A 26,012-nucleotide genomic window follows, 5' to 3' on the forward strand; every position below is an offset into this window, starting at 1 on the left:
GCGAGGTTCAGAGGGTCTGCGGATGACGGTTACCGCACTCTCAGCGCTGTGGCGCTCCCCTGTCGGAATATGCAATTGGTTCGGCCACAGGGTACCCCGTGGCCGAATCGGGCCCGCGAAAACCGCAGGCTAGCGCTCCGAGGCCGCCAGCTGGCCGCAGGCGCCGTCGATCTCCTGACCGCGGGTGTCGCGGACGGTCACCGGCACGCCGTGGCGGGCGATGGCCTCCACGAAGGCCTTCTCGTCCTCGGGACGCGAGGCGGTCCACTTCGAGCCCGGCGTCGGGTTCAGCGGGATCAGGTTGACGTGGACGCGCTTGCCCTTGAGCAGCCGGCCGAGGAGGTCGCCGCGCCAGGCCTGGTCGTTGATGTCGCGGATCAGGGCGTACTCGATGGAGATCCGGCGGCCGGACTTCTCGGCGTACTCCCACGCCGCGTCGAGCACCTCGCGGACGTTCCACCGCGTGTTCACGGGGACGAGGGTGTCGCGCAGCTCGTCGTCCGGCGCGTGCAGCGAGACCGCGAGGCGGCACTTGAAGCCCTCGTCGGCGAACCGCAGCATCGCCGGGACCAGGCCGACGGTGGAGACGGTGATACCGCGCTGCGACAGGCCCAGGCCGTCGGGCTCGGGGTCGGTGAGGCGGCGGATCGCGCCGACGACCCGCTTGTAGTTCGCCAGCGGCTCGCCCATGCCCATGAAGACGATGTTGGACAGCCGGGCCGGTCCGCCGGGGACCTCGCCGTCGCGCAGCGCGCGCATGCCGTCGACGATCTGGTGGACGATCTCGGCGGTGGACAGGTTGCGGTCCAGGCCCGCCTGGCCGGTGGCGCAGAACGGGCAGTTCATGCCGCAGCCGGCCTGCGAGGAGATGCACATGGTGACCCGGTCGGGGTAGCGCATCAGCACGGACTCGACGAGCGTGCCGTCGTGCAGCTTCCACAGGGTCTTGCGGGTGGTGTCGTCGTCGCACGAGATGTGCCGGATGACGTTCATCAGGTCCGGCAGCAGCTCCTGCTGGAGCTTCTCGCGGGAGCCCGCCGGAATGTCGGTCCACTCGGCCGGGTCGTGCGCGTACCGGGCGAAGTAGTGCTGCGAGAGCTGCTTGGCCCGGAAGGGCTTCTCACCGATCGCGGCGACCGCCTCGCGCCGCTCCTCGGGCGTGAGGTCGGCGAGATGCCGGGGCGGCTTCTTGGCTCCGCGAGGGGCGACGAAGGTGAGCTCTCCCGGGACGGGGCGGGCCATGGCAGGTACTCCTCGTAAGACGAAAGGCGCGCCGCAGAAGCAGCGCGCCTTTCAAGAGTAACCGCCCGGACCCACCCGAAGCCTTCGGATGTACGTCGCCCCAGCTCAGCGGGGTCCCCCTGGTGAACCGCCTGCCGGCCGGGACCCGCGAAGGCCGGTTTCAGCCCGTGCCGACGAAGGCCGCCAGCAGCAGCCACACCACCGGGGCGGTCGGCAGCAGGGAGTCGAGCCGGTCCATGATGCCGCCGTGGCCCGGCAGCAGCGTGCCCATGTCCTTGATGCCCAGGTCCCGCTTGATCATCGACTCGCCGAGGTCGCCCAGCGTGGCGCTGACCGCGACGGCGAGACCGAGCAGCAGGCCCTGCCACCAGGCGCCCCCGTCGATCAGGAATTCCATGCACAGCGCGCCGGCCGCCATCGCGAAGGCCACCGCGCCGAACAGTCCCTCGCGGGTCTTGCCGGGACTGATGCGCGGCGCCAGCTTGTGCTTGCCGAAGCGCCAGCCCACCGCGTAGGCCCCGGTGTCGCTGACCACGGTCAGCAGCAGGAAGGTGACCACGCGCTCCGGGCCGTCGTCGGCGGTGAGCAGCATCGCGACGAAGGTGGCCAGGAAGGGCACGTAGAACGCCGCGAAGACGCCTGCGGTGACGTCCTTGAGGTAGTCCTCGGGCGGTTCGGTCATCCGCCAGACCAGGACCGCCAGCGCGGTCAGGGCCATGGCCACCCAGGCGCCCTCGGCCCCCCGGACGTATCCGGCGATGACCATGGCGGCGCCGCCGACCGCGAGCGGGACGAGCGGCGCCTTGATGCCCTTCTTCTCCTGGAGCCGGGAGGTGAGCTCCCACAGGCCGACGACGACCGCGACGACGATGACGCCGACGAAGACCGCCTTCACGATGAACAGCGAAGCGAAGATCACCGCACCGAGGCCGACACCGACCCCTATGGCGGCACGCAGGTCTCGCCCCGCCCGCTTCTTCTGCGGCGGGGGCGAGGCGTCCTGCGGTGCCTGCGAGGGCGGAGGCGGGGGGCTGGGCATGGGCTCCTGCGGCGGCGTCTCGGCGCGGAACGGGGGGGCGCCGTCGGCGGCGGCCCCCCGATCGCGTGCTTCCCGGTCGTCGAAGTCACGGCCGGCGGCATCGGGCACGATGGGCATGGGCCGAGTGTGCGGGCCCACCAGCGCATCGTATGCGGGACCCGCCGGAACCTGCTCCGTGGCCCAGGGAGAGTCGTTCATCAGACCTCGAGGAGCTCGGCTTCCTTGTGCTTGAGCAGCTCGTCGACCTGCGCGACGTACTTCGCGGTGGTGTCGTCGAGCTCCTTCTCCGCGCGGCGCACCTCGTCCTCGCCGGACTCCTTGTCCTTGACGAGCTTGTCGAGGGCGTCCTTCGCCTTGCGGCGAATGGAGCGGATCGAGACCTTGGAGTCCTCGGCCTTGGTGCGCGCGACCTTGATGTACTCCTTGCGGCGGTCCTGCGTCAGCTCGGGGAAGGTCACCCGGATGATATTGCCGTCGTTGCTGGGGTTGACGCCCAGGTCGGAGTCGCGGATGGCCTGCTCGATGTTGCGCAGTGCGCTCTTGTCGAACGGGGTCACGATCGCCATGCGCGGCTCGGGCACCGAGAAGGACGCGAGCTGGTTGATGGGCGTGATGGCGCCGTAGTAGTCCGCCACGATCTTGTTGAACATCGCCGGGTGCGCACGACCGGTGCGGATCGCGGCGAAGTCTTCCTTGGCGACGACGACGGCCTTCTCCATCTTCTCCTCGGCCTCGAGGAGGATTTCTTCGATCACCACGTGCTCCTGCATGTCAGATTTGGATGGTTCAGGCGGGCGGGGCGGGCTCGGCCCAGTGGGGCCGGGCCCGGCGTCGGGACGCTCAGGCCCGGGTGCCCTGGTCGCTCACGAGCGTGCCGATCTTCTCACCCTTGACGGCGCGGGCGATATTGCCCTCGGCGAGCAGCTCGAAGACCAGGATCGGCAGCTTGTTGTCGCGGCACAGCGTGATGGCGGTGGCGTCGGCGACCTTGAGGTCGCGGGACAGCACCTCGCTGTACTCCAGCGCGTCGAACTTCACCGCGTCGGGGTTCTTCTTCGGGTCGGAGTCGTAGACCCCGTCGACGCCGTTCTTGCCCATGAGCAGGGCCTCGGCGTCGATCTCCAGGGCGCGCTGGGCGGCCGTGGTGTCGGTGGAGAAGTACGGCATGCCCATGCCGGCGCCGAAGATGACGACGCGGCCCTTCTCCAGGTGGCGTACGGCGCGCAGCGGGATGTACGGCTCCGCGACCTGGCCCATGGTGATGGCGGTCTGCACGCGGGAGTCGATGCCTTCCTTCTCCAGGAAGTCCTGGAGGGCGAGGCAGTTCATGACGGTGCCGAGCATGCCCATGTAGTCGGACCGCGCACGGTCCATGCCCCGCTGCTGCAGTTCGGCGCCGCGGAAGAAGTTTCCGCCGCCGATCACGACGGCGATCTCCGCGCCGTCACGGACCACCGCGGCGATTTCGCGCGCGATGGCATGGACGACGTCGGGGTCGACGCCCAGTCCTCCACCACCGGAGAAGGCTTCGCCCGACAGCTTCAGCATGAAGCGGCGGCCCTTCTTGTCGTGGTCGCTCTTGTCGTCGGAAGCGGTGTGGGGGTCCACGCCCTGATTCATGGAGATCTCCTCGTGCACATACGAAGAAGGCCATTGCCGGTGGGTCCTCGCGGTTCCCTCTACGGCAATGGCCTCCTCGTCAGATCTGCGGTCGTTCCGCGCGCGGGCGGACGACTGCTTCAGACCCTACCGGGGTCCGGTGTCCGTCGTGTACGGACGGACTCAGATGCCGACCTTGATGCGCGAGAAGCGCTTCAGGGTGACACCGGCCTCGTCCAGAACCTTCTGGACGGACTTCTTGTTGTCCAGCGCGTACGGCTGGCCGAGGAGGGTGGCCTCCTTGAAGAAGCCGTTGACGCGACCCTCGACGATCTTGGCGATGGCAGCCTCGGGCTTGCCCTCCGCGCGGGTGACCTCTTCGGCGATGCGACGCTCGGACTCGACCTTCTCGGCCGGGACGTCCTCGGCGGACAGCCACTGCGGGGCGAACGCGGCGATGTGCTGCGCGACACCGCGGGCGACCTCGGCGTTGGGCTTGTCGAGCTCGACCAGGACGCCGATCTGGAACGGCAGGTCGGGCATGGTGCGGTGCATGTACGCCGTGACGTAACCGCCGGAGAACTGCGCGAAGCGGTCCAGGACGATCTTCTCGCCGAGGTTGGCGTTGGCCTCGTCCACGAACGCCTGGACGGTCTTGCCGGCCTCGATCTCGGACGCGAGGAGCGCCTCGACGTCGGCGGGGGAGGTGGCGGCGACGTGGGCGGCCAGCTGGTTGGCGACGGCCAGGAACTTGTCACCCTTGGCGACGAAGTCCGTCTCGCACTTCAGCTCGACGATGACACCGGAGGTGTTGTCGTCGGCGATGAGGGAGACGACGGCACCGTTCTCGGCAGAACGGCCCTCGCGCTTGGCGACGCCCTTCTGACCCTTGATACGGAGCGCTTCCATGGCCTTGTCGACGTCACCGTCGGAGTCGACCAGCGCGTTCTTGCAGTCCATCATGCCGGCGCCGGTGAGCTCGCGGAGCTTCTTGACGTCAGCGGCGGTGTAGTTCGCCATGAGTCTGTGATTCTCTCTCGAAGTCGTAGATCTACGGGTGAACGGCGGAGGCGCCGCGCTTTTGGCGCGGCTCCCCCGCCGTCATCGTCCGTGCTGTGAGTGCCCGGCGCGTGAACGCCGGGCGCTCTCAGTGGGTCAGGCCTGCTCGGCGTCGGCGGCCGGAGCCTCGACAGCCTCGGCGGCGGGGGCCTCGGCGGCGGGGGCCTCGGCCTCGACAGCCGGGGCCTCGACAGCGGCCTCGGCCGGAGCGGCCTCGGCGTCGTCGGCCTTCTTCTCACCCTCGAGCAGGTCGCGCTCCCACTCGGCGAGCGGCTCGGCGGCGGCCTTCTCGCCCGGCTTGGAGTCACCGGTCGCAGCGCCGGAGCGGGCGATGAGGCCCTCGGCGACGGCGTCGGCGATCACGCGGGTGAGCAGGGTGACGGAACGGATCGCGTCGTCGTTGCCCGGGATCTTGTAGTCGACCTCGTCGGGGTCGCAGTTGGTGTCGAGGATCGCGACGACCGGGATGTGGAGCTTGCGCGCCTCACCGACGGCGATGTGCTCCTTCTTGGTGTCGACGATCCAGACGGCGCTGGGAACCTTCGACATCTCGCGGATACCACCGAGGGTCTTCTCCAGCTTGATCTTCTCGCGGGAGAGGACCAGGAGCTCCTTCTTGGTGAGACCCGAGGCGGCGACGTCCTCGAAGTCGATCGCCTCAAGCTCCTTCAGACGCTGAAGGCGCTTGTAGACGGTGGAGAAGTTGGTGAGCATGCCACCCAGCCAGCGCTGGTTGACGTACGGCATACCAACGCGCGTCGCCTGCTCGGCGATGGCCTCCTGGGCCTGCTTCTTGGTACCGACGAACATGATGGAGCCGCCGTGGGCAACGGTCTCCTTGACGAACTCGTAGGCGCGGTCGATGTACGACAGCGACTGGAGCAGGTCGATGATGTAGATGCCGTTGCGCTCGGTGAAGATGAAGCGCTTCATCTTCGGGTTCCAGCGACGGGTCTGGTGACCGAAGTGGACGCCGCTTTCCAGCAGCTCCCGCATCGTAACGACGGCCATGGCCATCTCCTTGGTTTCTCGGTTTGGTTCCTGACGCCCCACCGCGTCCTGCCCCCGAACAGGGGACCGAGAGACGCATTCACCCGGCCTGAGCGGCTGGTGCTGGGGCGTGCGAAGTCGACCCGGTGACCCGGATCGCCGTAAGAAGTGTACGGGACCGGGCGGTATGCCAGGTGACGCCGTTGTCCACACCCGGCCGTCCGTCCACAGGCGCCGTCACGCTGCGCGCACCGGCGGCAACCTGGACGGCATGACGACACTGCTGCTCACGCTGCTGCTGACCCTGGCCCAGGCGCTCGTACCGGGGGCCCGGCCGCTGCCGCCCCCCTTGGTGGTGGCGCGCTGGTGGGACCCGCCCCCGACCCCGTACGCGGCGGGGCACCGCGGGGTGGACCTGGCCGCCCCGGTGGGCGCGGAGCTCCGCGCGGTCGGGCCGGGGCGGGTGCACTACGCGGGCCTGGTGGCCGGACGCGGGGTCCTCTCCCTCACCCTCCCGGGCGGTCTGCGCACCACGTACGAACCGGTGCGGCCGCTGGTCGCGGAGGGAGAGGAGGTCACGGCGGGCCAGGTGGTCGCCGTCCTCACGGAGGGCACGCACTGCGGGAGGCCCTGCCTCCACTGGGGCCTCCTGTCAGGCACCACCTACCTGAACCCCCTGACCCTCCTCCCGCATCCGACACCAAGACTTCTGCCGGACTCGGCCCCGCCGGCGTTTTGAGGCGCTGGGGGTGCCCCCGGCGGTGGCTGGGGGAGGTCTGGGGGCGGACCCCCAGGGGAGCCCCAGGGACATCAGCCCTGCACGCCCCGCAGGGCCATGGCCACGGCCGCCTCCGTCACCACACCGGGATCCTCCGCGGCGCCGAGCTCGATGCGCCGGACCGCGGCATCGACCACGCCCTGGAGCAGCATCGCGGCGAGCCGGGGCTGCTCGTGCCCGAGGGCACCGAGCGCCTCCACGATCATCGCCACGAGCCCCCCGTGCGCGGCACGGATCTTCTCCCGCGCCCCCGCGTCCAGCTCACTGGCCGAGATCGCCACCACCGCCCGGTGCCGCCGGTCCCCGACCAGCCCGAGCTGGCTCCGTACGTAGGCCTCGACCTTCGCCTCCGCAGACTGCGCCTGCTCCATCGCCGCCTCGATCTCGGCGGCCCAGACGGGGAAGTCCACGGCGCACAGCTCTTCGACCACGGCCGCGCGGGAGCGGAAGTACTCGTACACAGAGGACCGGGCGAGGCCGGTGCGCTCCGCCAGGGCGGGGAAGGTCAGCGCTTCCGTCCCGCCTTCGGACAACAGGGAGCGCGCAGCGTCCAGCAGGGCGCCGCGCTGCATCGACCGGTGCTCGGCCACGGAGGCCGCTCGAATCCTGGGCACGCATCCACTCTACGGAGGTGCCGCAAGCTCACCGGCCGACATCCGCCAGCTTGGCCCGCAATTGGAGCACCGACTTGGTGTGGATCTGGCTGACCCGGCTCTCCGTGACGCCCAGTACGTTGCCGATCTCGGCCAGCGTGAGGCCCTCGTAGTAGTACAGCGTCACCACGGTCTTCTCCCGCTCCGGCAGGGTGTTGATGGCCCGGGCCAGGAGCCTGCGCAGCTCGCGGTCCTCGGCCACCTCGACCGGGTTGTCGGCGGCGGTGTCCTCCAGGGTGTCCATCAGCGAGAGGCGGTCGCCGCCCTCGCCGCCGACGTGCAGCAGCTCCTCCAGGGCGACCACGTTGGCGAGCGACAACTGGCTGAACACGGTGTGGAGTTCCTCGACGGCGATGCCCATCTCGCCGGCGACCTCGTGCTCGGTCGGGGTGCGGCGCAGCTGGGCCTCGAGCGTGGCGTAGGCCCGCTCCACGGCCCGCGCCTTCTGCCGGACCGAGCGCGGGATCCAGTCCAGCGCCCGCAGCTCGTCGATCATCGCGCCCCGGATCCGGGTGATCGCGTACGTCTCGAACTTGATGGACCGGTCGATGTCGAACTTCTCGATGGCGTCGATCAGTCCGAAGACCCCGGAGGAGACGAAGTCGGCCTGTTCCACATTGGGCGGCAGGCCCACGCTGACGCGGCCGGCCACGTACTTCACCAGGGGCGAGTAGTGGAGGATCAGCTGCTCCCGCAGCCGCTCGTCACCGCTCTCCTTGTACGAGCGCCACAGCACCTCGAGGGAAGAGGGCGCGGTGGTCCGCACGCTGCCGCGGGCAGCGGGGGGCACCGCAGCGCGGTCAGACCCTGAGGTGTGCTGGGGCATGCTTCGCCTTTGCCGGAGCCGGATTCCTTGGGAGCGTAGCGTGACGGAAGTGTCGCGGTGCGCGAAGAGTACGGGATCGCGCAGGGGCACCGGGGCGTCGTGACTCGCGCGGGAGACCCGGGACCGGCGCCTGGCGCTCGGTCCCGGCGGCTGCCACCGGGAAGACCGCGTCTCTCATCGGCTTCACTCTTTCACCGGAACACCCCAGGTCAACGACCGCCTCGCCGGGCGCCACCGGTTTGTGTGCCTCCTTCAGGTGATTGTGTGGTCAACTGCCAGCCCTCGCCCTGCCGTTCGACGAACCCCAGAGAGTGAAGTTCGTACAGTCTGCCGATGACTTCATCGGTGCCGGTGCCCGCGGCGAGGGCCACTTCGCCGGCGTGCACGAGCCGCCCGGCCGGTAGTGCTTCGAGCACACGGGCGGTGTCCCGGTCCAGCAGGTCCCGGGCGAGCACCGGGCCGCGCCGCTCGGGAGCCAGTTCGCCCATGCCGCCGACCAGCTCGACGACTTCCGCGGCGTCGGTGACGAGCACGGCCTCGCCGCGCAGCAGTTCGTGCACTCCGCCCGAGAGCCCGCTGGTGGCCGGTCCGGGGATGCCCATGGTGAACCGCCCGAGCTGCTGGGCCCGCCGGGCCGTGACCAGGGAGCCGCTGCGGTGGGCCGCCTCGACCACGACGGTGCCCCGGGTGAGGGCGGCGACGACCCGGTTGCGCAGCACGAACCGGCTGGGGGTCGGATGGCTGCCGGGCGGCAGCTCGCCCAGCACCAGCCCCTGGTCGGCGATCCGGCCGAGCAGCCCGGCATGGCCGCGGGGGTAGGCGATGTCCACCCCGCAGGCGAGCACCGCGGCCGTGGCGCCGCCCGAGGCGAGGGCCCCGCGGTGGGCGGCGGCGTCGACCCCGTACGCCGCCCCGGAGACCACCACCCAGCCCCGCTCGGCGAGCCCGGCGGCCAGGGTCTGGGCCATGTGCGCGCCGTACGGGGTGCAGGCCCGGGCCCCGACCACGGCGACGGAGCGCAGCGCCCAGGTCCGCAGATCCGGTCGGCCCCGCAGCCAGAGCCCGACGGGCCGGGCGTCGCCGAGGTCGTCCAGCTGGGTCGGCCACTGCGCCGAGCCGGGGCAGATGAACCGGCCGCCGCTGCGGGCGGCGGTCGCCAGGTCCCGCCGCGGGTCGGCGAGCGCCGCCCGTCTGCGGTATCCGGCGAGCCGCTGCTCCCGCACCCCGGCCAGGGCCGCCGCCGCGGCGGCCGGGCCGGTCAGCAGCCGTATCAGCCCGACGGCGCCGTGTTCGCGCAGCCACCGCCCGCCGTGCTCGTCGCCGGGCTCCAGCACCCGCGTCAGCGCGGCCCGCGCCAACAGCTCCGGATCGGCCCCGTCGGCCGTCCCGGACCCGGCGGGTGATCCCAGCTCCGCGGCCGGCTCGGAATCGGCTGCGGCCGCCCCCTCGGGCCCGGCGGCGGGGCTCATGATCCGGCTCCCATGGCCAGGGCTGCGCCGCGGGCGATGCCGGTCCGCAGTTCCAGGGCGACGGCCACGTCCGGCGCCTCCGGGCGGTCCCTGCCCCGCAGGTCGGCCACGGTCCAGGCGACCCGGAGCACCCGGTCCAGCCCGCGGGCGGTGAGCAACCCGCGCTCCAGATCCCGCTCGGCCTGTGCCAGCGCCCCGGAGGCCGGCTGCCATCGCGTGCGCAGCTCGTGCCCCGGCACCTCGGCGTTGAGCCGCCACGGCGTGTCGGCGAGCCGGGCCGCGGCGCGGTCCCTGGCCTCGCGCACCCGGTCGGCGACGGCCGCCGTGGCCTCCCCGCGGCCGCCGCGCCCCAGCAGGTCGGAGCGGGTTACCGGCTCGACCTCCACCCGCAGGTCCACCCGGTCCAGCAGGGGCCCGGACAGCCGCGCCTGGTAGCGCCGGATCACGGATGCCGGGCATTCGCAGCCGGCGCCGTGCAGGGTGTGCCGCCCGCACGGGCAGGGGTTCGCCGCGAGCACCATCAGGAATCCGGCCGGGAGCCGCACCACCCCGGCGGCCCGGGCGATGACCACGTGCCCCGATTCGAGGGGCTGGCGCAGTGCGTCCAACGCCTTGGTGCTGAACTCGGCGGCCTCGTCCAGGAAGAGCACGCCCCGGTGGGCCAGGGAGACGGCCCCCGGCCGGGGCACCCCCGCTCCACCGCCGACCAAGGACTGCATGGTCGCCGAATGGTGGGGCGCGCAGTACGGGGGCCGGGCGACCAGCGGTTCGCCGGGCGGCAGGATCCCGGCGACCGAGTGGACGGCCGTGACCTCCAGAGAGTCCTGCCGGGAGAGCGGAGGCAGGATCCAGGGGATCCGCTCGGCCAGCATCGTCTTGCCGGCTCCCGGGGGCCCGCTGAGGAAGAGGTGGTGGCCCCCGGAGGCCGCCACTTCCAGGGCCCGGCGGGCGCCGTGCTGCCCGGCGACGTCGGAGAGGTCAGGGAAGTCCGGGACCTCGCCCTCCCCGGGCCGGCGCCGGGAGATCCCGGTGCCGAGCCCGGCGCCGGGGACCACCAGTCCGGCCAGCATCGGATCCGGACGGCCCTGTGGACCCGGCGCCTCCTCCTCGGGGACCTCCCCGTCGGTGAGGACGGCGATCAGCTGGCGCAGGCTGCGGACACCGAGCACGCAGACGTCGGGGACGAGCATGGCCTCGGCGGCGCACTGCTGCGGAACCACCACGTTGCGGTACCCGGCATCCGCCGCGGCGAGGACCGCCGGCAGGATGCCCCGCACCGGCCGTACCCGGCCGTCCAGCCCCAGTTCCCCGATGAGCACCAGGTCGGCGATCACAGCGGGGTCGACCACCTCGGCGGCGCCCAGCACCGCGGCCGCGACAGCCAGGTCGAAGCCGGCGCCGGATTTCGGTACGGAGGCCGGGCTGAGCCCGACGGTGAGCTTCTTCTGCGGCCATGCGGCCCCCGAGTTCACGACGGCGGCCCGCACCCGGTCCCGGCTCTCCACCAGGGTCTTGTCGGGCAGCCCCACCAGGGTGAAGGCGGCGAGCCCGGGCTCCAGGTCGGCCTGGACCTCCACCACCACGCCGTCGACGCCCACCAGGGCGACCGAACAGGCTCGTGCGAACCCCATCACGCCACCCCCCGGACGTGCTCCACCACGGGCGCACCGCGCCGCGGCAGCAGGACTCCCACGAGGTCGATGCGCACCCCGCCCGGGGGTGGTCCGCCGTGGTCGGCGAGCCATCGGCCGGCGAGCCGGCGCAATCGCTCGGCCTTGCCGGGGCGGACGGCGGCCATGGGATGTTCGAACTCACCCGCCCGGCGGGTCTTGACCTCGCACACGACAAGGGCGTCCCCGTCCCGCGCGACGATGTCGATCTCCCCGCTGCGGCACCGCCAGTTCCGCGCGATCACGGTCATCCCGGCCTCTGCCAGCCGCCGCGCCGCGAGCTCCTCGCCGTACCGCCCCAATGCCTGCTGTGCCACGCCCTTCGCGTTCATCGGGCACCACCTCCGGCACCGACGATCCCGCGCCCCCGCCCACCTTGTGGATCTTGGTGGACAACCCGGCCGTTGTGGACGGCCCCGTCACCCTCCCGGGTGAGGGGAATCAGCTGCCGGGCAGTTCGAGGTCGCTCTTGTTGAGCTCCTCGATGTTCACGTCCTTGAAGGTCAGCACCCGGACCTGCTTGACGAAACGCGCAGGCCGGTACATGTCCCACACCCAGGCGTCGGCCATCGTGACCTCGAAGAACACCTCCCCCTGGACCGAGTGCACCTGCATCTCGTAGTCGTTCGTGAGGTAGAACCGACGTTCCGTCTCGATCACGTACTTGAACAGCCCGACGACGTCGCGGTACTCGCGATAGAGCTTCAGCTCCATCTCGGTCTCGTACTTCTCGAGGTCCTCGGCGCTCATGGCATGTTCCCCTTCAGCCGTGCGTCCCCCTATTGTGCGCCAGGCCCCTGCGCCCCTAAACGATTTCCGGGGGCAGGACCACCGGCGCACCCGGAGGACCGTCGTCGAGCAGCGTACGGAGCAGCTCGGCGAGTCTGGTCGGGTACACCGTCTCATGGGCCGCGAGAAGTTCCTCGGAGGTCCACCACCTGGCACCGGTGACGCTGCGCCGCTCCAGCTCGGTGAGCCCGCCCATCTCGGTCCGCGTCTGGGCGGTCCGGGCCAGGTAGTACCACTCGTCCTGCTCCCAGCGCCGCCCGTCGAACGGGAAGGAGCAGTACCGGTGCCACAGCACCGGACCCAGTTCCACCTCGCTGATCCCGGTCTCCTCGGCGAGCTCCCGCAGCGCGGCCTGCTCCCGGCTCTCGTCGCCCTCGAGCCCGCCGCCCGGGGTGAACCACCAGTGGTCGGCCGGGTCGTCCGGCTCGAAGCCGTGCAGCAGCAGGATCCGGTCCGCGGGGTCCAGCAGGATCACCCGGGACACCTTGCGCGGGCCGTGCCCGGCGGCCGCGTCAGCGGGCACCGGCCGCCTCCCGCCGCCGCCCGCGCCCCAGGACCCGTACGACGGGCCCGTACGCGGCTCCCAGCACCACCAGGGCGGCTCCGGCCAGCACCGCGGCCAACTGGAGGCGCAGCGGCCCCGGCTGCGAGGTCCCGCCGGGCAGGGAGGCGTACGTGCCGGGCCGCTCGAGCATCGCCATCGAGGGCCAGGCGAGGGCGTCGACCCGGGCGTGGACCGCCGAGCGGGCCACGGTGCCCTGGCCGGCCTCCTGGAGGTGGGCGCGGGAGTCGAGCGAGGCGGACCGCCGGTCGCCCAGCAGGAAGAGGTTGCCCTCGGGCACCGTCACCTCGAACGGCGTGTCGGAGGCCACGCCCAAGCCGGTGCCCGTGCCGGTGCTCGCGCCCGTGCCCGTGCCCGTCCCCGCGTCTGCCGCCTCGGGCTTGGGGTGCTCGATGTAGGGCTCGTCGAGTTCCTTGCCGTTCACGGTGAGCCGGCCGCCTGCACCGCAGCACTTCACGGTGTCGCCGCCGATGCCGACGACCCGCTTGACCATGGGCGAGTCGCTCCACGTGGAATCGGTGAACACGACCACGTCGCCGCGCCGCACCTCGCCGCCGTCGATCCGCTGCGCGAGCACCCGGTCGCCGGGATTCACCGTCGGCATCATCGAGTCGGTCGGCACCGTGTACGGCTGGTAGACGAGCGCCCCCCATGCGAAGGCGCCCAGGAAGAGCACAAAGCCGACGGCCACGGCGACTCCCGACAGCACATTGCCGAGACCGCCGCGGCCGTCCTTGCCACCACGTATTCCTTCGGTACCGCTTTCCTGCGTTCCGCCCATTTGCAGCGCCCCCACACTTCCGGGATCGACGACCTGGGCGGCACCCTACCTGCCGGTAGTCCCGCTGGTCAGCCTCCGCCTGCGCCACATCAAAACCGGAACCGCGCCGACGAGGCCCAGCGCGGCCGGACCGAGCCCGACCGGCGCCAGTCCGGCGGCCCCCAGACCCATCGCGGTCGCCTTGGCCTGGTTCCCGATGCCCGGCTGGTCGAACGTGTCCGGGATGGGCAGCGTCGACCAGCGGGTGATCGGCCACGCCACCACCACGGCCCGCCCGACGACCTTGCTCACCGGCACGAAGCCCTGGGTGGAGTCCTGCATGTGGTAGCGGGAGTCCTGCGAGTTCTGCCGGTGGTCGCCCATCACCCAGATCTTGCCCTTGGGCACGGTGAGCGGGCCGAACGGAGCGTCGTCGCACGGGGTGTTGCCGGGGTAGATGTACGGCTCGTCCAGCGCCTTGCCGTTGACGACGACCGGTCCCCCCTTCTTGCACTCGACCGTGTCACCGCCGATGGCGATGGTCCGCTTGATCAGGTCCTTCTCGGCCGCGTCCGGCATCAGACCGATCTTGCTGAGGATCGTCTGCATGAAGTTGGGCTCCGGGGTGGGCTCCCCGGCCAGCCAGCTCGCGGGGTCGTGGAAGACCACGACCTCGCCGCGCTCGGGCTCGGAGCCGAACCACGGGGTCAGCTTGTCCACGAGCACCCGGTCGCCGCGCTGCAGCGTGTTCTGCATCGAGTCGGACGGGATCGAGAACGCCTGCACCAGGAAGGTCTTGATCAGCAGGGCCAGCAGCAGGGCGATGCCGATGAGGAGCGGAAGCTCCTTCCAGAACGAACGGTGCGGGCGCGCCTCGGCACCACCGTCCTCGGCCTCGCGCTCGGCTTCGTCCGGCCGCTCCTCGCCTTCGTCGCGTCCGGATCGCGCGCCTACTGCCACATCCCCCACATCCACTCCTCACTCGCAAGTCGCCGCCCGCGCCGAATCGGGCACGGGCCCTCCCCTCCCTTAACGAGCGGGAGTTCCCTAAGGCGCGGGAGACCGAGGACACACTATGCGAACGGCGGCCGACGACGGCGCCCGCGGCGGCCGCGTCGCCCGCTCGGTGCCGGATCGGGCACCGAGCGGAAGGTCGCGGGCTGTTCGAGCTTGCGCCAGTGATCGAACGGCCAGGCGATGACGACGGCCTGCCCCACGACGCCCTCCTCGTCGATGGTGCCGTCGAAGGCCTCGTCGAGGTGGAAGCGGGAGTCGGCCGAGTTCGCCCGGTGGTCGCCCATGACGAAGAGCCGCCCCGGGGGCACCTGCACCTCGAACCTGATTTCGGACGGGGCGTTGCCGGGGCTCACGTACGGCTCGTCGAGCGGCGCGCCGTTGACGGTGACGCGGCCCTTGGCGTCGCAGCACATGACGGTGTCCCCGCCGACGGCGATGACCCGCTTGATCAGGTCCTGTTCGTCGGCGGAGGGCAGCAGGCCGATGAAGGTCAGCGTCTCCTTGATCTGTTTGACGCCGACCGGGTCGGGGGCCGGGCGCGCGGCCTCGCCCTTGAGCCAGCCTCCGGGATCTTTGAACACGACGACGTCGCCGCGCTCGATCTTGGAGCCGAACCACGGGGTCAGCTTGTCGACCAGCACCCGGTCGCCGATCCGGATCGTCTGCTCCATGGACCCCGACGGGATGAAGAAGGCCTGCACGAGGAAGGTCTTGAGGACGAGCGCTATGCACAGCGCCACGATGATCAGCAGCGGCACCTCGCCCACCCGGCGGGTACGCCTGCGCCGCCGGACCCGGCGGGCCAGCCGGCGCCGCTCGGCCCGGCTGCCGCCTCCGGCCGCCGCGACGGGTTGCGACGTGCCCCCTCGCCGGGACCCGGGTTCCCGCGCCGGCCCGGGCTCAGGCTCGGGCTCGGGGACCGCAGCGGGCCGGGAGTCCCGCCGCGGCACAGGGCCGCCCGGGGTCTCGGGCGCACGCCAGAATTCGGGCGCGCGCGGGGGCTGGGGTGCGCGCCTCGGCTCCGGCTCCGGATCCGGCTCCGGCTCCGGGGCCCGGCCGCCTCTGGGGCGCCCCCGGCTACCCATGACCGCCGCCGGAGGACGGTGTCGCCGCAGGTGTCGATCCCCAGCGCGAGACCGGCCAGCCGATCCAGTCGGCCCGTCCGATCACCTTCTCCACCGGCACCATCCCCCCGCCCGGTTCCCCCAGGTGGTCCCGGGAGTCCCGGGACTGGGAACGATGATCACCCATGACCCATAGGGTCCCAAGGGGTACGGCGATCCGGAAGGGCACCCTCGAGGGCGTGTCGCCGGGATACAGGTAGGGCTCCTGCAGCGGGACGCCGTTCACTTTGATCCGCCCGCCGGCGTCACAGCACACCACGTCGTCCCCGCCGATGCCCACCACCCGCTTCACGAAGTCGGTGTCGGACGGCTCGCCGATCCCGAGCGCGGAGGCCGCTCCGTGCAGGGCCTCGCCGATCGGGTTGCCCTCGGCGCGCTCCGGTACGAAGGATCCCGTGCCGTCGAAGACCACCACGTCCCCGCGCTCCGGCTGGTTGCCGAATCGGTACGCCAGCTTGTTCACCAGCACCCGGTCCCCGACCTGGAGCGTCGGCTCCATCGACCGGCTCGGGATCAAGAACGGCTGTACGACGAAATTGCTGATCAGCAGCAGGAAGGTCGTACAGAGCACGCCGAGCACCCCGGCCCGCCGCCAGGTCAGCAACGCGCGCCACCCGGGACGCGCACGGCGCCCCCACAACGCAAAACGCGGCCGCCCCTCCCCCGTTTCGGGGGAGGAGTGGCCGCGCTGTGTGAGCTCTGCTTCGGTGTCCATCGGTGGCGAGCCTATCCGGCCGCCCCGGGGACCCGGAGAGGAGATCAGCGGTCGCGCTTCTCCTTGATCTTCGCGGCCTTGCCGCGGAGCTCACGGAGGAAGTACAGCTTGGCGCGACGCACGTCACCGCGGGTGACGAGCTCGATCTTCTCGAAGATCGGGGAGTTCACCGGGAAGGTGCGCTCCACGCCGACGCTGAAGGAGACCTTGCGAACGGTGAAGGTCTCGGAGACGCCAGAGCCCTGGCGACGGATGACAACACCCTTGAACTGCTGGATACGGGAGCGGCTGCCCTCGATGACGCGGACGTGCACGTTGATCGTGTCACCCGGGCGGAAGGCCGGGACGTCGGAGCGGATCGAGGCGGCGTTGACGCCATCGAGCAGGTGAGACATGTTCTTCGTCTGCTTTCTTCGCACGACGCCACAGGCCGCCGGTGCGGATTTCCGGAGAGAATTCGGGAGCCGGGTCACTCTGCGGACGACTGTCCCCCTGTGGCAGGGGCGTACGCGAGCACACAGCAGCCGCCTATTCTTCCACGACCTGCGGCCTGCGCCAAAATCGGCCGTCGGCGTCCGGGCGCCAGCCGAGGATGCTCAGCGTCTCGCGGTCCTTCTTGTCGAAGGCGGAGGCCTCGCAGCGCTCGATCAGGTCGGGGCGGTTCTGCGCGGTCCTGCGGAACGCCTCGTCCCGGCGCCAGCGGGCGATCTTCCCGTGGTGGCCGCTGAGCAGCACGTCGGGGATGCCCCGGCCGCGCCACTGCGGGGGCTTCGTGTAGACCGGCCCCTCCAGCAGGTTCTCCATCTCGCCGGGCGCGAAGGAGTCGTCGCGGTGCGATTCGGCGTTGCCGAGCACTCCGGGCAGCAGCCGGGCCACGGCCTCGGTGACCACCAGGACGGCGGCCTCGCCGCCCGCCAGCACGTAGTCGCCGATGGAGACCTCGTAGACCGGCATCCGCGTGGCGTACTCATCCATGACCCGGCGGTCGATGCCCTCGTACCGGGCCGGCGTGAAGATCAGCCAGGGCCGCTCGGAGAGCTCGACGGCCAGTTCCTGGGTGAACGGACGGCCGCTGGGCGTGGGGACGACCATGACCGGCCCCCGCGCACCGGACTCGTATCCGTCGGCCAGCGCCTCGTCGAGGGCCTCGCCCCACGGCTCGGTCTTCATGACCATGCCGGGACCGCCGCCGTACGGGGTGTCGTCGACCGTGTTGTGCCGGTCGTACGTCCAGTCCCGCAGGTCGTGGACGTGTACGTCGAGCTGCCCGCGGGCCCTCGCCTTGCCGACGAGGGAGACGTTCAGCGGCTCCAGGTACTCGGGGAAGATCGTGACGACGTCGAGACGCATCAGGCGTCTTCCCCGGCCTCGGCCCCGTTGTCACGCGCGGAGACGATCTCGGCGCGGTCGTCGATCAGCCCGGGCGGCGGCGTGATGACACAGCGCTGCTCCTCCAGGTCGATCTCGGCGACGATCTCCCCGACGAAGGGGATCATCACCTCGGTGCCGTCGGGGCGCTCGACGATGAAGAGGTCCTGCGAGGGCAGGTGGGAGATCTCGGTGATCCGGCCGACCTCGGTGCCGTCCTCGAGCACGACGTCCAGGTCCATCAGCTGGTGGTCGTAGTACTCGTCTTCTTCCTCGGGGAGCTCCGCCGGGTCGACGTCGGCGATCAGCAGGATGTTGCGCAGCGCCTCGGCGCCCGTGCGGTCCTTGACGCCGGCGAAGCGGAGCATCAGCCTCCCGCTGTGCACGCGGCCCGTCTCGATGGTCAGCGGACCCGCCGACGCCGGTTCGGTCCGCAGAACGGCACCGGGCGAGAGCCGCAGCTCCGGCTCGTCGGTCCGCACCTCGACGGTGACCTCACCCTTGATCCCGTGGGCGCGGCCGATCCGCGCGACAACCAGCTCCACTTGTGTTTTCTCCTGTTCAGACGACGACGGGCCGGGGCGGGCACGAATGCCCTCCCCGGCCCGTGCCGGTGATTCACGTTCTCAATGAACCAAGTCTCAGCGGACCTGGTCCACGTCGACGAGGTCGACGCGGATCCCCCGGCCGCCGATGGCGCCCACGACGGTACGCAGGGCACGCGCGGTGCGGCCGTTGCGGCCGATCACCTTCCCGAGGTCGTCCGGGTGAACCCGGACCTCGAGCACCTGCCCGCGACGCAGGTTGCGCGAGGCGACCTGCACTTCGTCGGGGTTGTCCACAATGCCCTTTACGAGGTGCTCAAGAGCCTCCTCGAGCATGCTCAGGCCTCGGTCGACTCGGCGGTGGCCTCAGCCTCGTCCGCCTTCTTGTCGGCCTTCTTCGCCTTCTGCGTGATGGCCTCGCCCTTGGTCTCGCCGATGCCCTCGAGGGCCTTGGCGAACTCGTCGAAGGAGCGACGCTTGCTCTCCTTCGTCTCCGGCTGCAGCAGCGGCGCGGGGGCCGGGAGGCCCTTGTGCGCCTGCCAGTCACCGGTCAGCTTCAGGATGGCGAGAACAGCCTCGGTGGGCTGGGCACCGACCGACAGCCAGTACTGCGCACGCTCGGCGTTGACCTCGATGCGCGACGGGTTGTACGTCGGGTGGTACAGACCGATCTCCTCGATCGCACGACCATCGCGGCGGGTGCGCGAGTCGGCGACGACGATGCGGTAGTGCGGCTGGCGAATCTTGCCGAGGCGCTTGAGCTTGATCTTGACTGCCACTGGAGTGGTGTCTCCTGAACTTGACGTGGTTGGGCACATGAGATGCCACGTGGGGTTGCGGTACTCGGGTGCCCGATGGACGCGTCAGCCGGAGGAGAGAGGGGTCCTATGCGACTGTCGAGTACAGCTAGCCATTGTGCCACATGCCTGCGGCGCTTCTCGCGGCGAGCGGCGATCAGGGGCACGCGGACGCGCACCGCCGGGCCGCCCCCGCCCTGCGGAAGCCCGCGGAGGCACCCCGCCCGCCCATCGCCCCCGTACGGCCGTGGGGCCGCGGGCTCAGGAGGCGGCGGCCGAGAGGGCGACCTCGGGGATCCGGAACGGCTTCATGCAGCCACCGCACACGATCGGTGCCTGGGCCAGCACGGAGGGGACGACCCGCACGTTGCGCCCGCAGTCGCAGACCGCCTTGACGCGGACACCGCCACCCGAGGAGCCGTGCCGGGCGGCCGGCCCGCGGAAGCTGCGCTTGGTGTCGGCGGCCGTCGCGGCCGTGTGCGCCTTCAGCGCGCGCTGAAGCCGCTCGATGGTGGGCCGATAGCGCTTCTTCGCCTCGGGATTGAGCGAGACCAGCGAGAAGCCGCTGCTGGCATGCGGCTCGTCGGAGTGGTCCAGCCCCATCTCCTCGGCGATCGCGAGGAATCTGCGGTTGTGGTAGCGGCCTGCCCGCGAGGTGTCGCGCACTCCGCGGGCGGCGGCGATGCCGTGGACTGCCTCGTGCAGCAGTCGCTCGAAGGAGAGCTCGGCGCCGCAGGCGGACGAGGACTCTCCGATCAGGGACTCGGGCGCGGCAAGGTCAGGCAGCTCGGGGTGGTACCGCTGAATGTCGGCCCACGCCTGCGCCAGCTCTGCGGCGAGAACAGGTGGTGTCGTGCTCACGTCGTGACAACGAGCCGGAGTGCCCCGGTGTTCCGATTCCGGGCCATTCCAAATTTTTTGCACGTACCAGTCAGTTCAGTCTCATGCGTCGCGACGAGGACGGGTGCGCCGATCCCAGGAGGAGTCGGTACGTAACGACGACCAGACCGACACGAACCCGCCCCGGCGCGCGGCTCGTGCCGTGCGCCGGGGCGGATCGGTGGTCAGTCAGGTGCGGTCAGTACGAGCGCGCGACGATGGCGAGCGTACCGGGGGCGTCGTCCGCCTCCGGAACCGACCCGTCCTCGGCGATCAGGCAGCGTACGGACACGGCCTGCTCGCCCAGCTTGGCCTCGCCCTCGGGGCCGAGGTCGGCCCACGGGATCCGCGCCCAGCCGCCGGCGACGGCGGCCTCGGCGGCCTCCTCGATGGTGGAGACGTCGGAGGTACGGGCCAGGCGGCGCTCGCGGGACTCGCGCAGCAGCTGCGCCTGGTCCTCGTCGAGCACCTTGGGCAGCAGGTCGGCGAGCGCGTCGATCTGCACGGGCTCCTTGCCGCCCGGGATCCGGCGGGCCAGCATCGCGGTGCCGGCCTCCAGGTCGCGGGGGCCGATCTCGATGCGGACCGGTACGCCCTTGAGCTCCCAGTCCACGGCGCGGCGGCCGAAGGGGGTGTCGACGCGGTCGTCGACCTGCACGCGGAGGCCGGCGGCCTTCAGCTGCGCGCCGAGCTCGCGGACCTTCGCGACGGCCTCGTCACCCTTGATCGCCATGACGACGACCTGGACGTGCGCGAGGCGCGGCGGGACACGCAGGCCGTTGTCGTCGCCGTGGGACATGATCAGACCGCCGACCATGCGGGTCGAGACGCCCCACGAGGTCTGCCAGACGAGCTCCTGCTTGCCTTCCTTCGACAGGTACTGCGTGTTGAAGGCCTTGGCGAAGTTGGTGCCGAGCTCGTGGCTCGTGCCCAGCTGCAGCGCCTTGCCGTCGCCCATCATGCCCTCGAGGGTGAGGGTGTTGATGGCGCCGGCGAAGCGCTCCTTGGCGGTCTTGCGGCCGAGCACGACGTCGATGCCGAGCACGTTCGTCATGAAGTCGCCGTAGACGTCCGTGTGGATGCGGGCGGCGTAGTCGCGGGCGTCCTCGTAGGTGGCGTGGGCCGTGTGGCCCTCCTGCCAGAGGAACTCACTCGTACGGAGGAACACGCGCGGGCGCATCTCCCAGCGGACGACGTTGGCCCACTGGTTGATCAGCAGGGGCAGGTCGCGGTAGCTCTGGACCCACTTGGAGAAGTAGTCGTTGATGATCGTCTCGGAGGTGGGCCGGACGACGACCGGCTCGTCCAGCTCCTTGCCGCCGCCGTGCGTGACGACGGCGAGCTCGGGGGCGAAGCCCTCGACGTGCTCGGCCTCGCGCGTCAGGTACGACTGCGGGATGAACAGCGGGAAGTACGCGTTCTGGGCGCCCGCGTCCTTGATGCGCGCGTCCATCTCCTGCTGCATCCGCTCCCACAGGCCGTAGCCGTACGGCCGGATGACCATGGTGCCGCGTACCGGACCGTTGTCGGCCAGCTCGGCCTTGTTGATCAGATCCTGGTACCAGCGGGGGAAATCCTCCGCCTGGGGGGTGAGAACGGGTGCCTTTGCCATGGCGCGAATGGTACGGCGCCGGGCACTCGATGCGTGAATCGGGTGGCGCACTCCTCTGGACGCGGGGGCGAATGGGGAGTTCTCTGGCAACGGGGGCAAGGGGGCGACAAGGAATCAGGAGCGCTCTTTCGATGACACCGACGCCGACGGCGACGCTCGTCGCCCGGGACTGGGCGGAGATCCAGGAACGGATGCTGGTACCGCTGTACGAGGCGGTCTACGACCGGCTGGAGGTCGGGCCGGGCGACCGGCTGCTCGGCCTGGACTGCGGGTCCGGGCTGGCCCTGCTGCTGGCCGCGGGGCGGGGAGCCGTCGCCACGGGGGTGGAGGCGGATCCGGCGCGGCGGGAACTGGCGCGTGAGCGGCTGCTGGAGGTGGTCCCGGCCCCGCCGTCGGCCGCGCGGCCGTACGACGTGCTGCTGGCCTTCTCGCCGTCCGGGCCGGCCCTGGCCGCGGCCCTGCCGGCGGTCCGGCGGGGCGGGGCGGTGGTGCTGGCCGACTGGGGCCCGGCGGAGCGGTGCACGGTGCCCGCGGTCCTGGGCGGCGGACCCGCGCCGCAGGATCTGGACGCGGTGGTGGCCCGGGCCGGGCTCTTGCCCGACGGATCGGGCCGGGTGTTCTGCCCCTTCGGGTACGCGGACGTGGACAGCGCGGTACGGGGGCTGCTGTCGGCGGGGCTGTACGAGTCCTCCTCGGATCCGGCGCAGGTCGAGAAGGAGCTCACGGAGGCCCTTCACCCGTACGAACGGGCGGACGGCACCGTCTGGCTGCCGAACATCTTCCGTTACGTGATCGCCCGCGTGCCGTAGCCGTGGCCGCGTCCGGCGGCGCGGGCGCGCAGGGCCTGCACCGCTACTTCGACAGGCGGGGGATGCCCGCGGCCCGGTAGGCGGCCGGCTCGTCCAGCGTCTCGTTCGCCAGCAGGGCTTCGGTCAGGGCGTCGAGTTTCGGACGGTGTTCGCGCAGCAGCCGGCAGGCCTCCACGTAGCACTCGTCGACGATCCGCCGCATCTCGTGGTCCACCGCGTCCAGGGTGGCGGGCGCCGCCACGAGCCCGTACGGGCTCTGCGCGTCCGCCGGGATCGCGGTGAGGCGGCCGATGCGTTCGCTCATGCCCCAGCGGCCGACCATGCCGCGGGCGAGGTTGGTGACCTGTTCCAGGTCGTTCTCCGCGCCCGTGGTGATCACGTCGAACACGACGTGCTCGGCCGCCATGCCGCCCAGCGCGCCGATGATGCGGCCGCGGAGGTAGTCCTCCGTGTAGGAGTAGCGGTCCGCGTCGGGAGTGGAGAGGGTGACGCCGAGCGCCCGGCCGCGCGGCACGATCGTGATCTTGCGGACCGGGTCGGCGCCTGGCTGGAGCATGCCCAGCAGGGCGTGGCCGCTCTCGTGGTAGGCCGTACGGCGGCGCTCCTCCTCGGGCATGACCAGCGCACGCGCCGCGCCCAGCTGGACCTTCTCGAGGGCGTCCATGAAGTCCGCCTGGGTGACCTGGCCCTGCTTGCGCTTCACCGCGAGGAGGGCGGCTTCGTTGGCCAGGTTGGCGAGGTCCGCGCCCGTCATGCCCGGGGTGGTGCGGGCCACCTGGTCGAGGTCCACATCGGCGGCCAGCGGGATGTCCCGGGTGTGGATCCGCAGGATGGCCTCGCGGCCGGCCCGGTCGGGCGGGGAGACCGACACCGTGCGGTCGAAGCGGCCGGGGCGGGTGAGCGCGGGGTCCAGCACGTCGGGCCGGTTGGTGGCGGCGATGACGACCACGCCCTCCGAGCCGGAGAAGCCGTCCATCTCGGTCAGGATCTGGTTCAGGGTCTGTTCGCGCTCGTCGTGGCCGCCCATGGCGGCGCCGCCGCCACGGGCCCGGCCGATGGTGTCGATCTCGTCGATGAAGACGATCGAGGGGGCCACCTTGCGCGCCTCGGAGAAGAGTTCGCGGACCCGGGAGGCGCCCACGCCGACGATCATCTCGATGAATTCGGAGGCGGAGGCGGAGAAGAACGGCACCCCGGCCTCGCCCGCCACCGCCCGCGCCAGCAGGGTCTTGCCCGTGCCGGGCGGTCCGGCCAACAGGACCCCGCCGGGCATCCGGGCGCCCAGGGCCCGGTACTGCTGCGGGTTCTTGAGGAAGTCCACGACGTCGTGGAGCTCGCCCTTGACCTCGTCGATGCCGGCCACGTCGGCGAACGTCGTGCGCCTGCCGCTCTCCAGCTCCACGGGTTTGGGCGGCTGCTTGCGGCCCAGCCCGCCGACGCCGCCCATGGCCGAGCCCATGCGGCGGGCGATGAACACCCACAGGAGGACCAGCAGCAGCATCGGCGCCAGCGAGATCAGCAGGTTGGCCAGGAAACTGCGCTGCACGACGACCGGGGAGGCCGTGACGACGACGTTGTGTCGGGTGAGGTTGGCCCACAGCTGGTCGTCGGCGAAGGCCGGGCGCTGGGTGACGAACTTCGTGTAGTCGCCCTTGCCGCCGTCGGGCAGCGGCTGTTTGTTCTTCAGCTCGCCCTGGATGGCGTCGCCCTTGGAGTAGATCTTCGAGACGTTGCCGTCGGCGACCTGCTTGCTGAACTCCGTGTACGAGACGGTCGGCTCGTCGCCCTCGTTGAAGAACGACAGGACCACGTTGGTGAGCAGGAAGACGATCAGGGCGGCGAGGATCAGCCCGCGCCAGCCCCCGGGCATCCTCCTCTTGGGCGGCGGTGTGGGCGGCGCGCCCTCGGAGCGCCAGGGCGTGTCGGCGCGTTGGCGAGGCGGTACGGGGGTGGGGCTGGGCACGTGGCCTCCTTACTGCCGTCCTCGTGGCCGACCATAAGGGATATAACGCACCATTGCGCCCGCAGAACGTACGCGGAAGGGCCCCGGCCGGATGATCCGGCCGGGGCCCTTCCCGATGCGACTGCGCTTACCGCACGCGTTACTTCATGAACTTCTTGAACTCGTCCGGGAGGTCGAAGTCCTGGCCGGGCTGGCCCGCGGCGGGAAGGCCGAACGGGCTGCCGGTGGCGGGCGGGGCCGTCTGCGGGCCCTGCTCGCGGCGGGCGGCTGCCGCCGCCTCCTCTTCCTTGCGCTTCATCGGGTTGCCGCTCTTGCGCTTGCCCTTGGCCTGCTTGATCTGCTTCTTCTGCCGGCCGGGGCCGCCGCCCATGCCCGGGATGCCGGGCATGCCGGGCATCCCGCCGCCCTGGGCCATGCGGGACATCATCTTGCGGGCCTCGAAGAAGCGCTCGACGAGGTTCTTCACGGCGCTGACCTCGACACCGGAGCCCTTGGCGATACGGGCGCGGCGCGAGCCGTTGATGATGTGCGGGTCGTGGCGCTCGGCCGGGGTCATCGACTTGATGATCGCGGCGGTGCGGTCGACGTCGCGCTCGTCGATGTTGTTGATCTGGTCCTTGATCTGACCCATGCCGGGGAGCATGCCGAGCAGCTTGGAGATGGAGCCCATCTTCCGGACCTGCTCCATCTGGGCCAGGAAGTCGTCGAGCGTGAACTCCTTCGGCCCCTTCGCCAGCTTGGCCGCCATCTTCTCGGCCTCGGCCTGGCTGAAGGTCTTCTCGGCCTGCTCGATGAGGGTGAGCATGTCACCCATGTCGAGGATCCGGCCCGCCATGCGGTCGGGGTGGAACGCGTCGAACTCGTCGAGCTTCTCGCCGTTCGAGGCGAACATGATCTGCTTGCCGGTGACGTGCGCGATGGAGAGCGCGGCACCGCCTCGGGCGTCGCCGTCGAGCTTGGAAAGCACGACGCCGTCGAAGCCGACGCCGTCGCGGAAGGCCTCGGCGGTGTTGACCGCGTCCTGGCCGATCATGGCGTCGACGACGAAGAGGATCTCGTCGGGGCTGACGGCGTCGCGGATGTCCGCGGCCTGCTGCATCAGCTCCGAGTCGATGCCGAGGCGGCCGGCGGTGTCGACGATGACGATGTCGTACTGCTTGGTGCGGGCGTACTCGATGGAGTCCTTGGCCACCTGCACCGGGTCGCCGATGCCGTTGCCGGGGGCGGGCGCGTAGACCGCGACACCGGCGCGCTCGGCGACGACGCTGAGCTGGTTGACGGCGTTGGGGCGCTGGAGGTCGCAGGCGACGAGCAGCGGGGAGTGGCCCTGGCCCTTGAGCCAGAGGCCGAGCTTTCCGGCGAGGGTGGTCTTACCGGCACCCTGGAGACCGGCGAGCATGATCACGGTGGGCGCGGTCTTGGCGAAGCGCAGCCGCCGGGTCTCGCCGCCGAGGATCGAGACGAGCTCGTCGTTGACGATCTTGAGGACCTGCTGGCCCGGGTTCAGGGCCTTGGAGACCTCTTCGCCACGGGCGCGCTCCTTGACGTTCGCAATGAAGGAGCGGACGACGGGGAGGGCGACGTCGGCCTCGAGGAGGGCGATACGGATTTCCCGCGCCGCAGCGTCGATGTCCTGCTCGGAGAGGCGGCCCTTGCCCCGGAGGGACTTGAAGGTCGCGCTGAGGCGGTCGGAAAGCGTATCGAACACGGTGGTCGCGATTCCTCGGGTCGGGGGCGTGTGGTCGCC

28 protein-coding genes are annotated in these 26,012 nt (G+C 71.1%); 2 read left to right on the top strand and 26 right to left on the bottom strand.

Going from position 1 to position 26,012, the window contains the following annotated elements:
• Nucleotides 1-129: 129 nt before the first annotated feature.
• The 6 genes from rlmN to rpsB form a co-directional block, all read right to left on the bottom strand.
• Nucleotides 130-1,242, bottom strand: coding sequence for a dual-specificity RNA methyltransferase RlmN (rlmN, locus tag OG299_RS12405; protein ID WP_266636325.1), 1,113 nt, complete (start codon nucleotides 1,240-1,242; stop codon nucleotides 130-132).
• 160 nt (nucleotides 1,243-1,402) lie between these two features.
• Nucleotides 1,403-2,479: a phosphatidate cytidylyltransferase gene (locus tag OG299_RS12410; protein WP_266636327.1), complete on the bottom strand. Its 1,077-nt coding sequence runs from the start codon at nucleotides 2,477-2,479 to the stop codon at nucleotides 1,403-1,405.
• The gene (gene frr / locus OG299_RS12415; RefSeq protein ID WP_030298420.1) at nucleotides 2,479-3,036 is read right to left on the bottom strand and encodes a ribosome recycling factor; all 558 of its coding nucleotides are present in this window, start codon (nucleotides 3,034-3,036) and stop codon (nucleotides 2,479-2,481) included. Before frr ends, OG299_RS12410 begins: the two co-directional genes overlap by 1 nt.
• Nucleotides 3,037-3,121: 85 nt before the next feature.
• Nucleotides 3,122-3,901 (bottom strand): UMP kinase, encoded by a 780-nt coding sequence (pyrH, locus tag OG299_RS12420; protein WP_030162523.1) that lies wholly within the window; start codon nucleotides 3,899-3,901, stop codon nucleotides 3,122-3,124.
• Nucleotides 3,902-4,063: 162 nt separating this feature from the next.
• Nucleotides 4,064-4,900, bottom strand: coding sequence for a translation elongation factor Ts (gene tsf, locus OG299_RS12425; RefSeq protein WP_327361531.1), 837 nt, complete (start codon nucleotides 4,898-4,900; stop codon nucleotides 4,064-4,066).
• 135 nt (nucleotides 4,901-5,035) lie between these two features.
• Complete coding sequence (rpsB, locus tag OG299_RS12430) at nucleotides 5,036-5,950, bottom strand: 30S ribosomal protein S2 (protein WP_327361532.1); 915 nt, start codon at nucleotides 5,948-5,950, stop codon at nucleotides 5,036-5,038.
• A 250-nt stretch (nucleotides 5,951-6,200) separates the two neighbouring features.
• Here rpsB and OG299_RS12435 point away from each other — a divergent pair, with 250 nt between their 5' ends.
• Complete coding sequence (locus OG299_RS12435; protein ID WP_327361533.1) at nucleotides 6,201-6,668, top strand: M23 family metallopeptidase; 468 nt, start codon at nucleotides 6,201-6,203, stop codon at nucleotides 6,666-6,668.
• 71 nt (nucleotides 6,669-6,739) lie between these two features.
• Here the strand turns inward: OG299_RS12435 and OG299_RS12440 are convergent, their stop codons facing one another.
• The 18 genes from OG299_RS12440 to proS form a co-directional block, all read right to left on the bottom strand.
• Nucleotides 6,740-7,297 carry a TetR/AcrR family transcriptional regulator gene (locus tag OG299_RS12440; protein ID WP_266636444.1) on the bottom strand — a complete coding sequence of 186 codons (558 nt, stop codon included), beginning with the start codon at nucleotides 7,295-7,297 and terminating at the stop codon, nucleotides 6,740-6,742.
• Between the two features lie 52 nt (nucleotides 7,298-7,349).
• Entirely contained in the window at nucleotides 7,350-8,186 is an 837-nt protein-coding gene (whiG, locus tag OG299_RS12445; RefSeq protein ID WP_266636337.1) for an RNA polymerase sigma factor WhiG, read from the bottom strand.
• A 209-nt stretch (nucleotides 8,187-8,395) separates the two neighbouring features.
• Entirely contained in the window at nucleotides 8,396-9,655 is a 1,260-nt protein-coding gene (dprA, locus tag OG299_RS12450; protein ID WP_327361534.1) for a DNA-processing protein DprA, read from the bottom strand.
• Nucleotides 9,652-11,286, bottom strand: coding sequence for a YifB family Mg chelatase-like AAA ATPase (locus OG299_RS12455; protein ID WP_327361535.1), 1,635 nt, complete (start codon nucleotides 11,284-11,286; stop codon nucleotides 9,652-9,654). The genes dprA and OG299_RS12455 overlap by 4 nt, the downstream gene beginning before the upstream one ends.
• Nucleotides 11,286-11,657, bottom strand: coding sequence for a YraN family protein (locus OG299_RS12460; protein ID WP_053786130.1), 372 nt, complete (start codon nucleotides 11,655-11,657; stop codon nucleotides 11,286-11,288). The genes OG299_RS12455 and OG299_RS12460 overlap by 1 nt, the downstream gene beginning before the upstream one ends.
• A 109-nt stretch (nucleotides 11,658-11,766) precedes the next feature.
• The gene (locus tag OG299_RS12465; protein ID WP_006139554.1) at nucleotides 11,767-12,075 is read right to left on the bottom strand and encodes a DUF2469 domain-containing protein; all 309 of its coding nucleotides are present in this window, start codon (nucleotides 12,073-12,075) and stop codon (nucleotides 11,767-11,769) included.
• A gap of 55 nt (nucleotides 12,076-12,130) precedes the next feature.
• Nucleotides 12,131-12,637 (bottom strand): NUDIX hydrolase, encoded by a 507-nt coding sequence (locus tag OG299_RS12470; protein ID WP_266636344.1) that lies wholly within the window; start codon nucleotides 12,635-12,637, stop codon nucleotides 12,131-12,133.
• The gene (lepB, locus tag OG299_RS12475) at nucleotides 12,627-13,457 is read right to left on the bottom strand and encodes a signal peptidase I (RefSeq protein ID WP_266636346.1); all 831 of its coding nucleotides are present in this window, start codon (nucleotides 13,455-13,457) and stop codon (nucleotides 12,627-12,629) included. The genes OG299_RS12470 and lepB (OG299_RS12475) overlap by 11 nt, the downstream gene beginning before the upstream one ends.
• 45 nt (nucleotides 13,458-13,502) lie before the next feature.
• Nucleotides 13,503-14,405, bottom strand: coding sequence for a signal peptidase I (gene lepB, locus OG299_RS12480; RefSeq protein ID WP_327361536.1), 903 nt, complete (start codon nucleotides 14,403-14,405; stop codon nucleotides 13,503-13,505).
• Nucleotides 14,406-14,509: 104 nt separating this feature from the next.
• Nucleotides 14,510-15,211 carry a signal peptidase I gene (gene lepB / locus OG299_RS12485; protein WP_405700693.1) on the bottom strand — a complete coding sequence of 234 codons (702 nt, stop codon included), beginning with the start codon at nucleotides 15,209-15,211 and terminating at the stop codon, nucleotides 14,510-14,512.
• Nucleotides 15,212-15,530: 319 nt separating this feature from the next.
• Nucleotides 15,531-16,292, bottom strand: coding sequence for a signal peptidase I (gene lepB, locus OG299_RS12490; protein WP_266636350.1), 762 nt, complete (start codon nucleotides 16,290-16,292; stop codon nucleotides 15,531-15,533).
• 44 nt (nucleotides 16,293-16,336) lie between these two features.
• Entirely contained in the window at nucleotides 16,337-16,687 is a 351-nt protein-coding gene (gene rplS / locus OG299_RS12495) for a 50S ribosomal protein L19 (protein ID WP_054226492.1), read from the bottom strand.
• Nucleotides 16,688-16,820: 133 nt separating this feature from the next.
• The gene (gene trmD, locus OG299_RS12500; RefSeq protein ID WP_266636353.1) at nucleotides 16,821-17,642 is read right to left on the bottom strand and encodes a tRNA (guanosine(37)-N1)-methyltransferase TrmD; all 822 of its coding nucleotides are present in this window, start codon (nucleotides 17,640-17,642) and stop codon (nucleotides 16,821-16,823) included.
• The gene (gene rimM / locus OG299_RS12505) at nucleotides 17,642-18,205 is read right to left on the bottom strand and encodes a ribosome maturation factor RimM (RefSeq protein ID WP_266636355.1); all 564 of its coding nucleotides are present in this window, start codon (nucleotides 18,203-18,205) and stop codon (nucleotides 17,642-17,644) included. Before rimM ends, trmD begins: the two co-directional genes overlap by 1 nt.
• 96 nt (nucleotides 18,206-18,301) lie before the next feature.
• Entirely contained in the window at nucleotides 18,302-18,541 is a 240-nt protein-coding gene (locus OG299_RS12510) for an RNA-binding protein (protein ID WP_030011889.1), read from the bottom strand.
• Between the two features lie 2 nt (nucleotides 18,542-18,543).
• On the bottom strand, nucleotides 18,544-18,984 hold the full coding sequence (rpsP, locus tag OG299_RS12515; RefSeq protein WP_266636357.1) for a 30S ribosomal protein S16: 441 nt from the start codon (nucleotides 18,982-18,984) through the stop codon (nucleotides 18,544-18,546).
• A 279-nt stretch (nucleotides 18,985-19,263) separates the two neighbouring features.
• Nucleotides 19,264-19,863, bottom strand: coding sequence for a hypothetical protein (locus OG299_RS12520; protein WP_266636359.1), 600 nt, complete (start codon nucleotides 19,861-19,863; stop codon nucleotides 19,264-19,266).
• Nucleotides 19,864-20,080: 217 nt separating this feature from the next.
• Nucleotides 20,081-21,493, bottom strand: a complete 1,413-nt coding sequence (gene proS / locus OG299_RS12525) for a proline--tRNA ligase (protein WP_030298457.1) — start codon at nucleotides 21,491-21,493, stop codon at nucleotides 20,081-20,083.
• Nucleotides 21,494-21,624: 131 nt separating this feature from the next.
• Between proS and OG299_RS12530 the strand changes: the two genes are divergently transcribed.
• Nucleotides 21,625-22,302 (top strand): SAM-dependent methyltransferase, encoded by a 678-nt coding sequence (locus OG299_RS12530; RefSeq protein ID WP_327361537.1) that lies wholly within the window; start codon nucleotides 21,625-21,627, stop codon nucleotides 22,300-22,302.
• Nucleotides 22,303-22,345: 43 nt separating this feature from the next.
• Here OG299_RS12530 and ftsH read toward each other — a convergent pair whose 3' ends face one another.
• On the bottom strand, nucleotides 22,346-24,265 hold the full coding sequence (gene ftsH, locus OG299_RS12535; protein WP_266636364.1) for an ATP-dependent zinc metalloprotease FtsH: 1,920 nt from the start codon (nucleotides 24,263-24,265) through the stop codon (nucleotides 22,346-22,348).
• Nucleotides 24,266-24,404: 139 nt separating this feature from the next.
• Nucleotides 24,405-25,973 carry a signal recognition particle protein gene (gene ffh / locus OG299_RS12540; RefSeq protein ID WP_266636366.1) on the bottom strand — a complete coding sequence of 523 codons (1,569 nt, stop codon included), beginning with the start codon at nucleotides 25,971-25,973 and terminating at the stop codon, nucleotides 24,405-24,407.
• Between the last annotated feature and the right edge of the window lie 39 nt (nucleotides 25,974-26,012).

Source organism: Streptomyces sp. NBC_01296 (assembly GCF_035984415.1).
Classification (GTDB): Bacteria; Actinomycetota; Actinomycetes; order Streptomycetales; family Streptomycetaceae; genus Streptomyces.

What these genes read in the sequence shown, in the direction of transcription:
- rlmN (WP_266636325.1), bottom strand. Translation starts at nt 1,242, where the DNA reads ATGGCCCGCCCCGTCCCGGGAGAGCTCACCTTCGTCGCCCCTCGCGGA.
- OG299_RS12410 (WP_266636327.1), bottom strand. Translation starts at nt 2,479, where the DNA reads ATGAACGACTCTCCCTGGGCCACGGAGCAGGTTCCGGCGGGTCCCGCA.
- pyrH (WP_030162523.1), bottom strand. Translation starts at nt 3,901, where the DNA reads ATGAATCAGGGCGTGGACCCCCACACCGCTTCCGACGACAAGAGCGAC.
- tsf (WP_327361531.1), bottom strand. Translation starts at nt 4,900, where the DNA reads ATGGCGAACTACACCGCCGCTGACGTCAAGAAGCTCCGCGAGCTCACC.
- rpsB (WP_327361532.1), bottom strand. Translation starts at nt 5,950, where the DNA reads ATGGCCGTCGTTACGATGCGGGAGCTGCTGGAAAGCGGCGTCCACTTC.
- OG299_RS12435 (WP_327361533.1), top strand. Translation starts at nt 6,201, where the DNA reads ATGACGACACTGCTGCTCACGCTGCTGCTGACCCTGGCCCAGGCGCTC.
- whiG (WP_266636337.1), bottom strand. Translation starts at nt 8,186, where the DNA reads ATGCCCCAGCACACCTCAGGGTCTGACCGCGCTGCGGTGCCCCCCGCT.
- dprA (WP_327361534.1), bottom strand. Translation starts at nt 9,655, where the DNA reads ATGAGCCCCGCCGCCGGGCCCGAGGGGGCGGCCGCAGCCGATTCCGAG.
- OG299_RS12455 (WP_327361535.1), bottom strand. Translation starts at nt 11,286, where the DNA reads ATGGGGTTCGCACGAGCCTGTTCGGTCGCCCTGGTGGGCGTCGACGGC.
- OG299_RS12460 (WP_053786130.1), bottom strand. Translation starts at nt 11,657, where the DNA reads ATGAACGCGAAGGGCGTGGCACAGCAGGCATTGGGGCGGTACGGCGAG.
- OG299_RS12465 (WP_006139554.1), bottom strand. Translation starts at nt 12,075, where the DNA reads ATGAGCGCCGAGGACCTCGAGAAGTACGAGACCGAGATGGAGCTGAAG.
- lepB (WP_266636346.1), bottom strand. Translation starts at nt 13,457, where the DNA reads ATGGGCGGAACGCAGGAAAGCGGTACCGAAGGAATACGTGGTGGCAAG.
- lepB (WP_266636350.1), bottom strand. Translation starts at nt 16,292, where the DNA reads ATGGACACCGAAGCAGAGCTCACACAGCGCGGCCACTCCTCCCCCGAA.
- rplS (WP_054226492.1), bottom strand. Translation starts at nt 16,687, where the DNA reads ATGTCTCACCTGCTCGATGGCGTCAACGCCGCCTCGATCCGCTCCGAC.
- trmD (WP_266636353.1), bottom strand. Translation starts at nt 17,642, where the DNA reads ATGCGTCTCGACGTCGTCACGATCTTCCCCGAGTACCTGGAGCCGCTG.
- OG299_RS12510 (WP_030011889.1), bottom strand. Translation starts at nt 18,541, where the DNA reads ATGCTCGAGGAGGCTCTTGAGCACCTCGTAAAGGGCATTGTGGACAAC.
- proS (WP_030298457.1), bottom strand. Translation starts at nt 21,493, where the DNA reads ATGGCAAAGGCACCCGTTCTCACCCCCCAGGCGGAGGATTTCCCCCGC.
- OG299_RS12530 (WP_327361537.1), top strand. Translation starts at nt 21,625, where the DNA reads ATGACACCGACGCCGACGGCGACGCTCGTCGCCCGGGACTGGGCGGAG.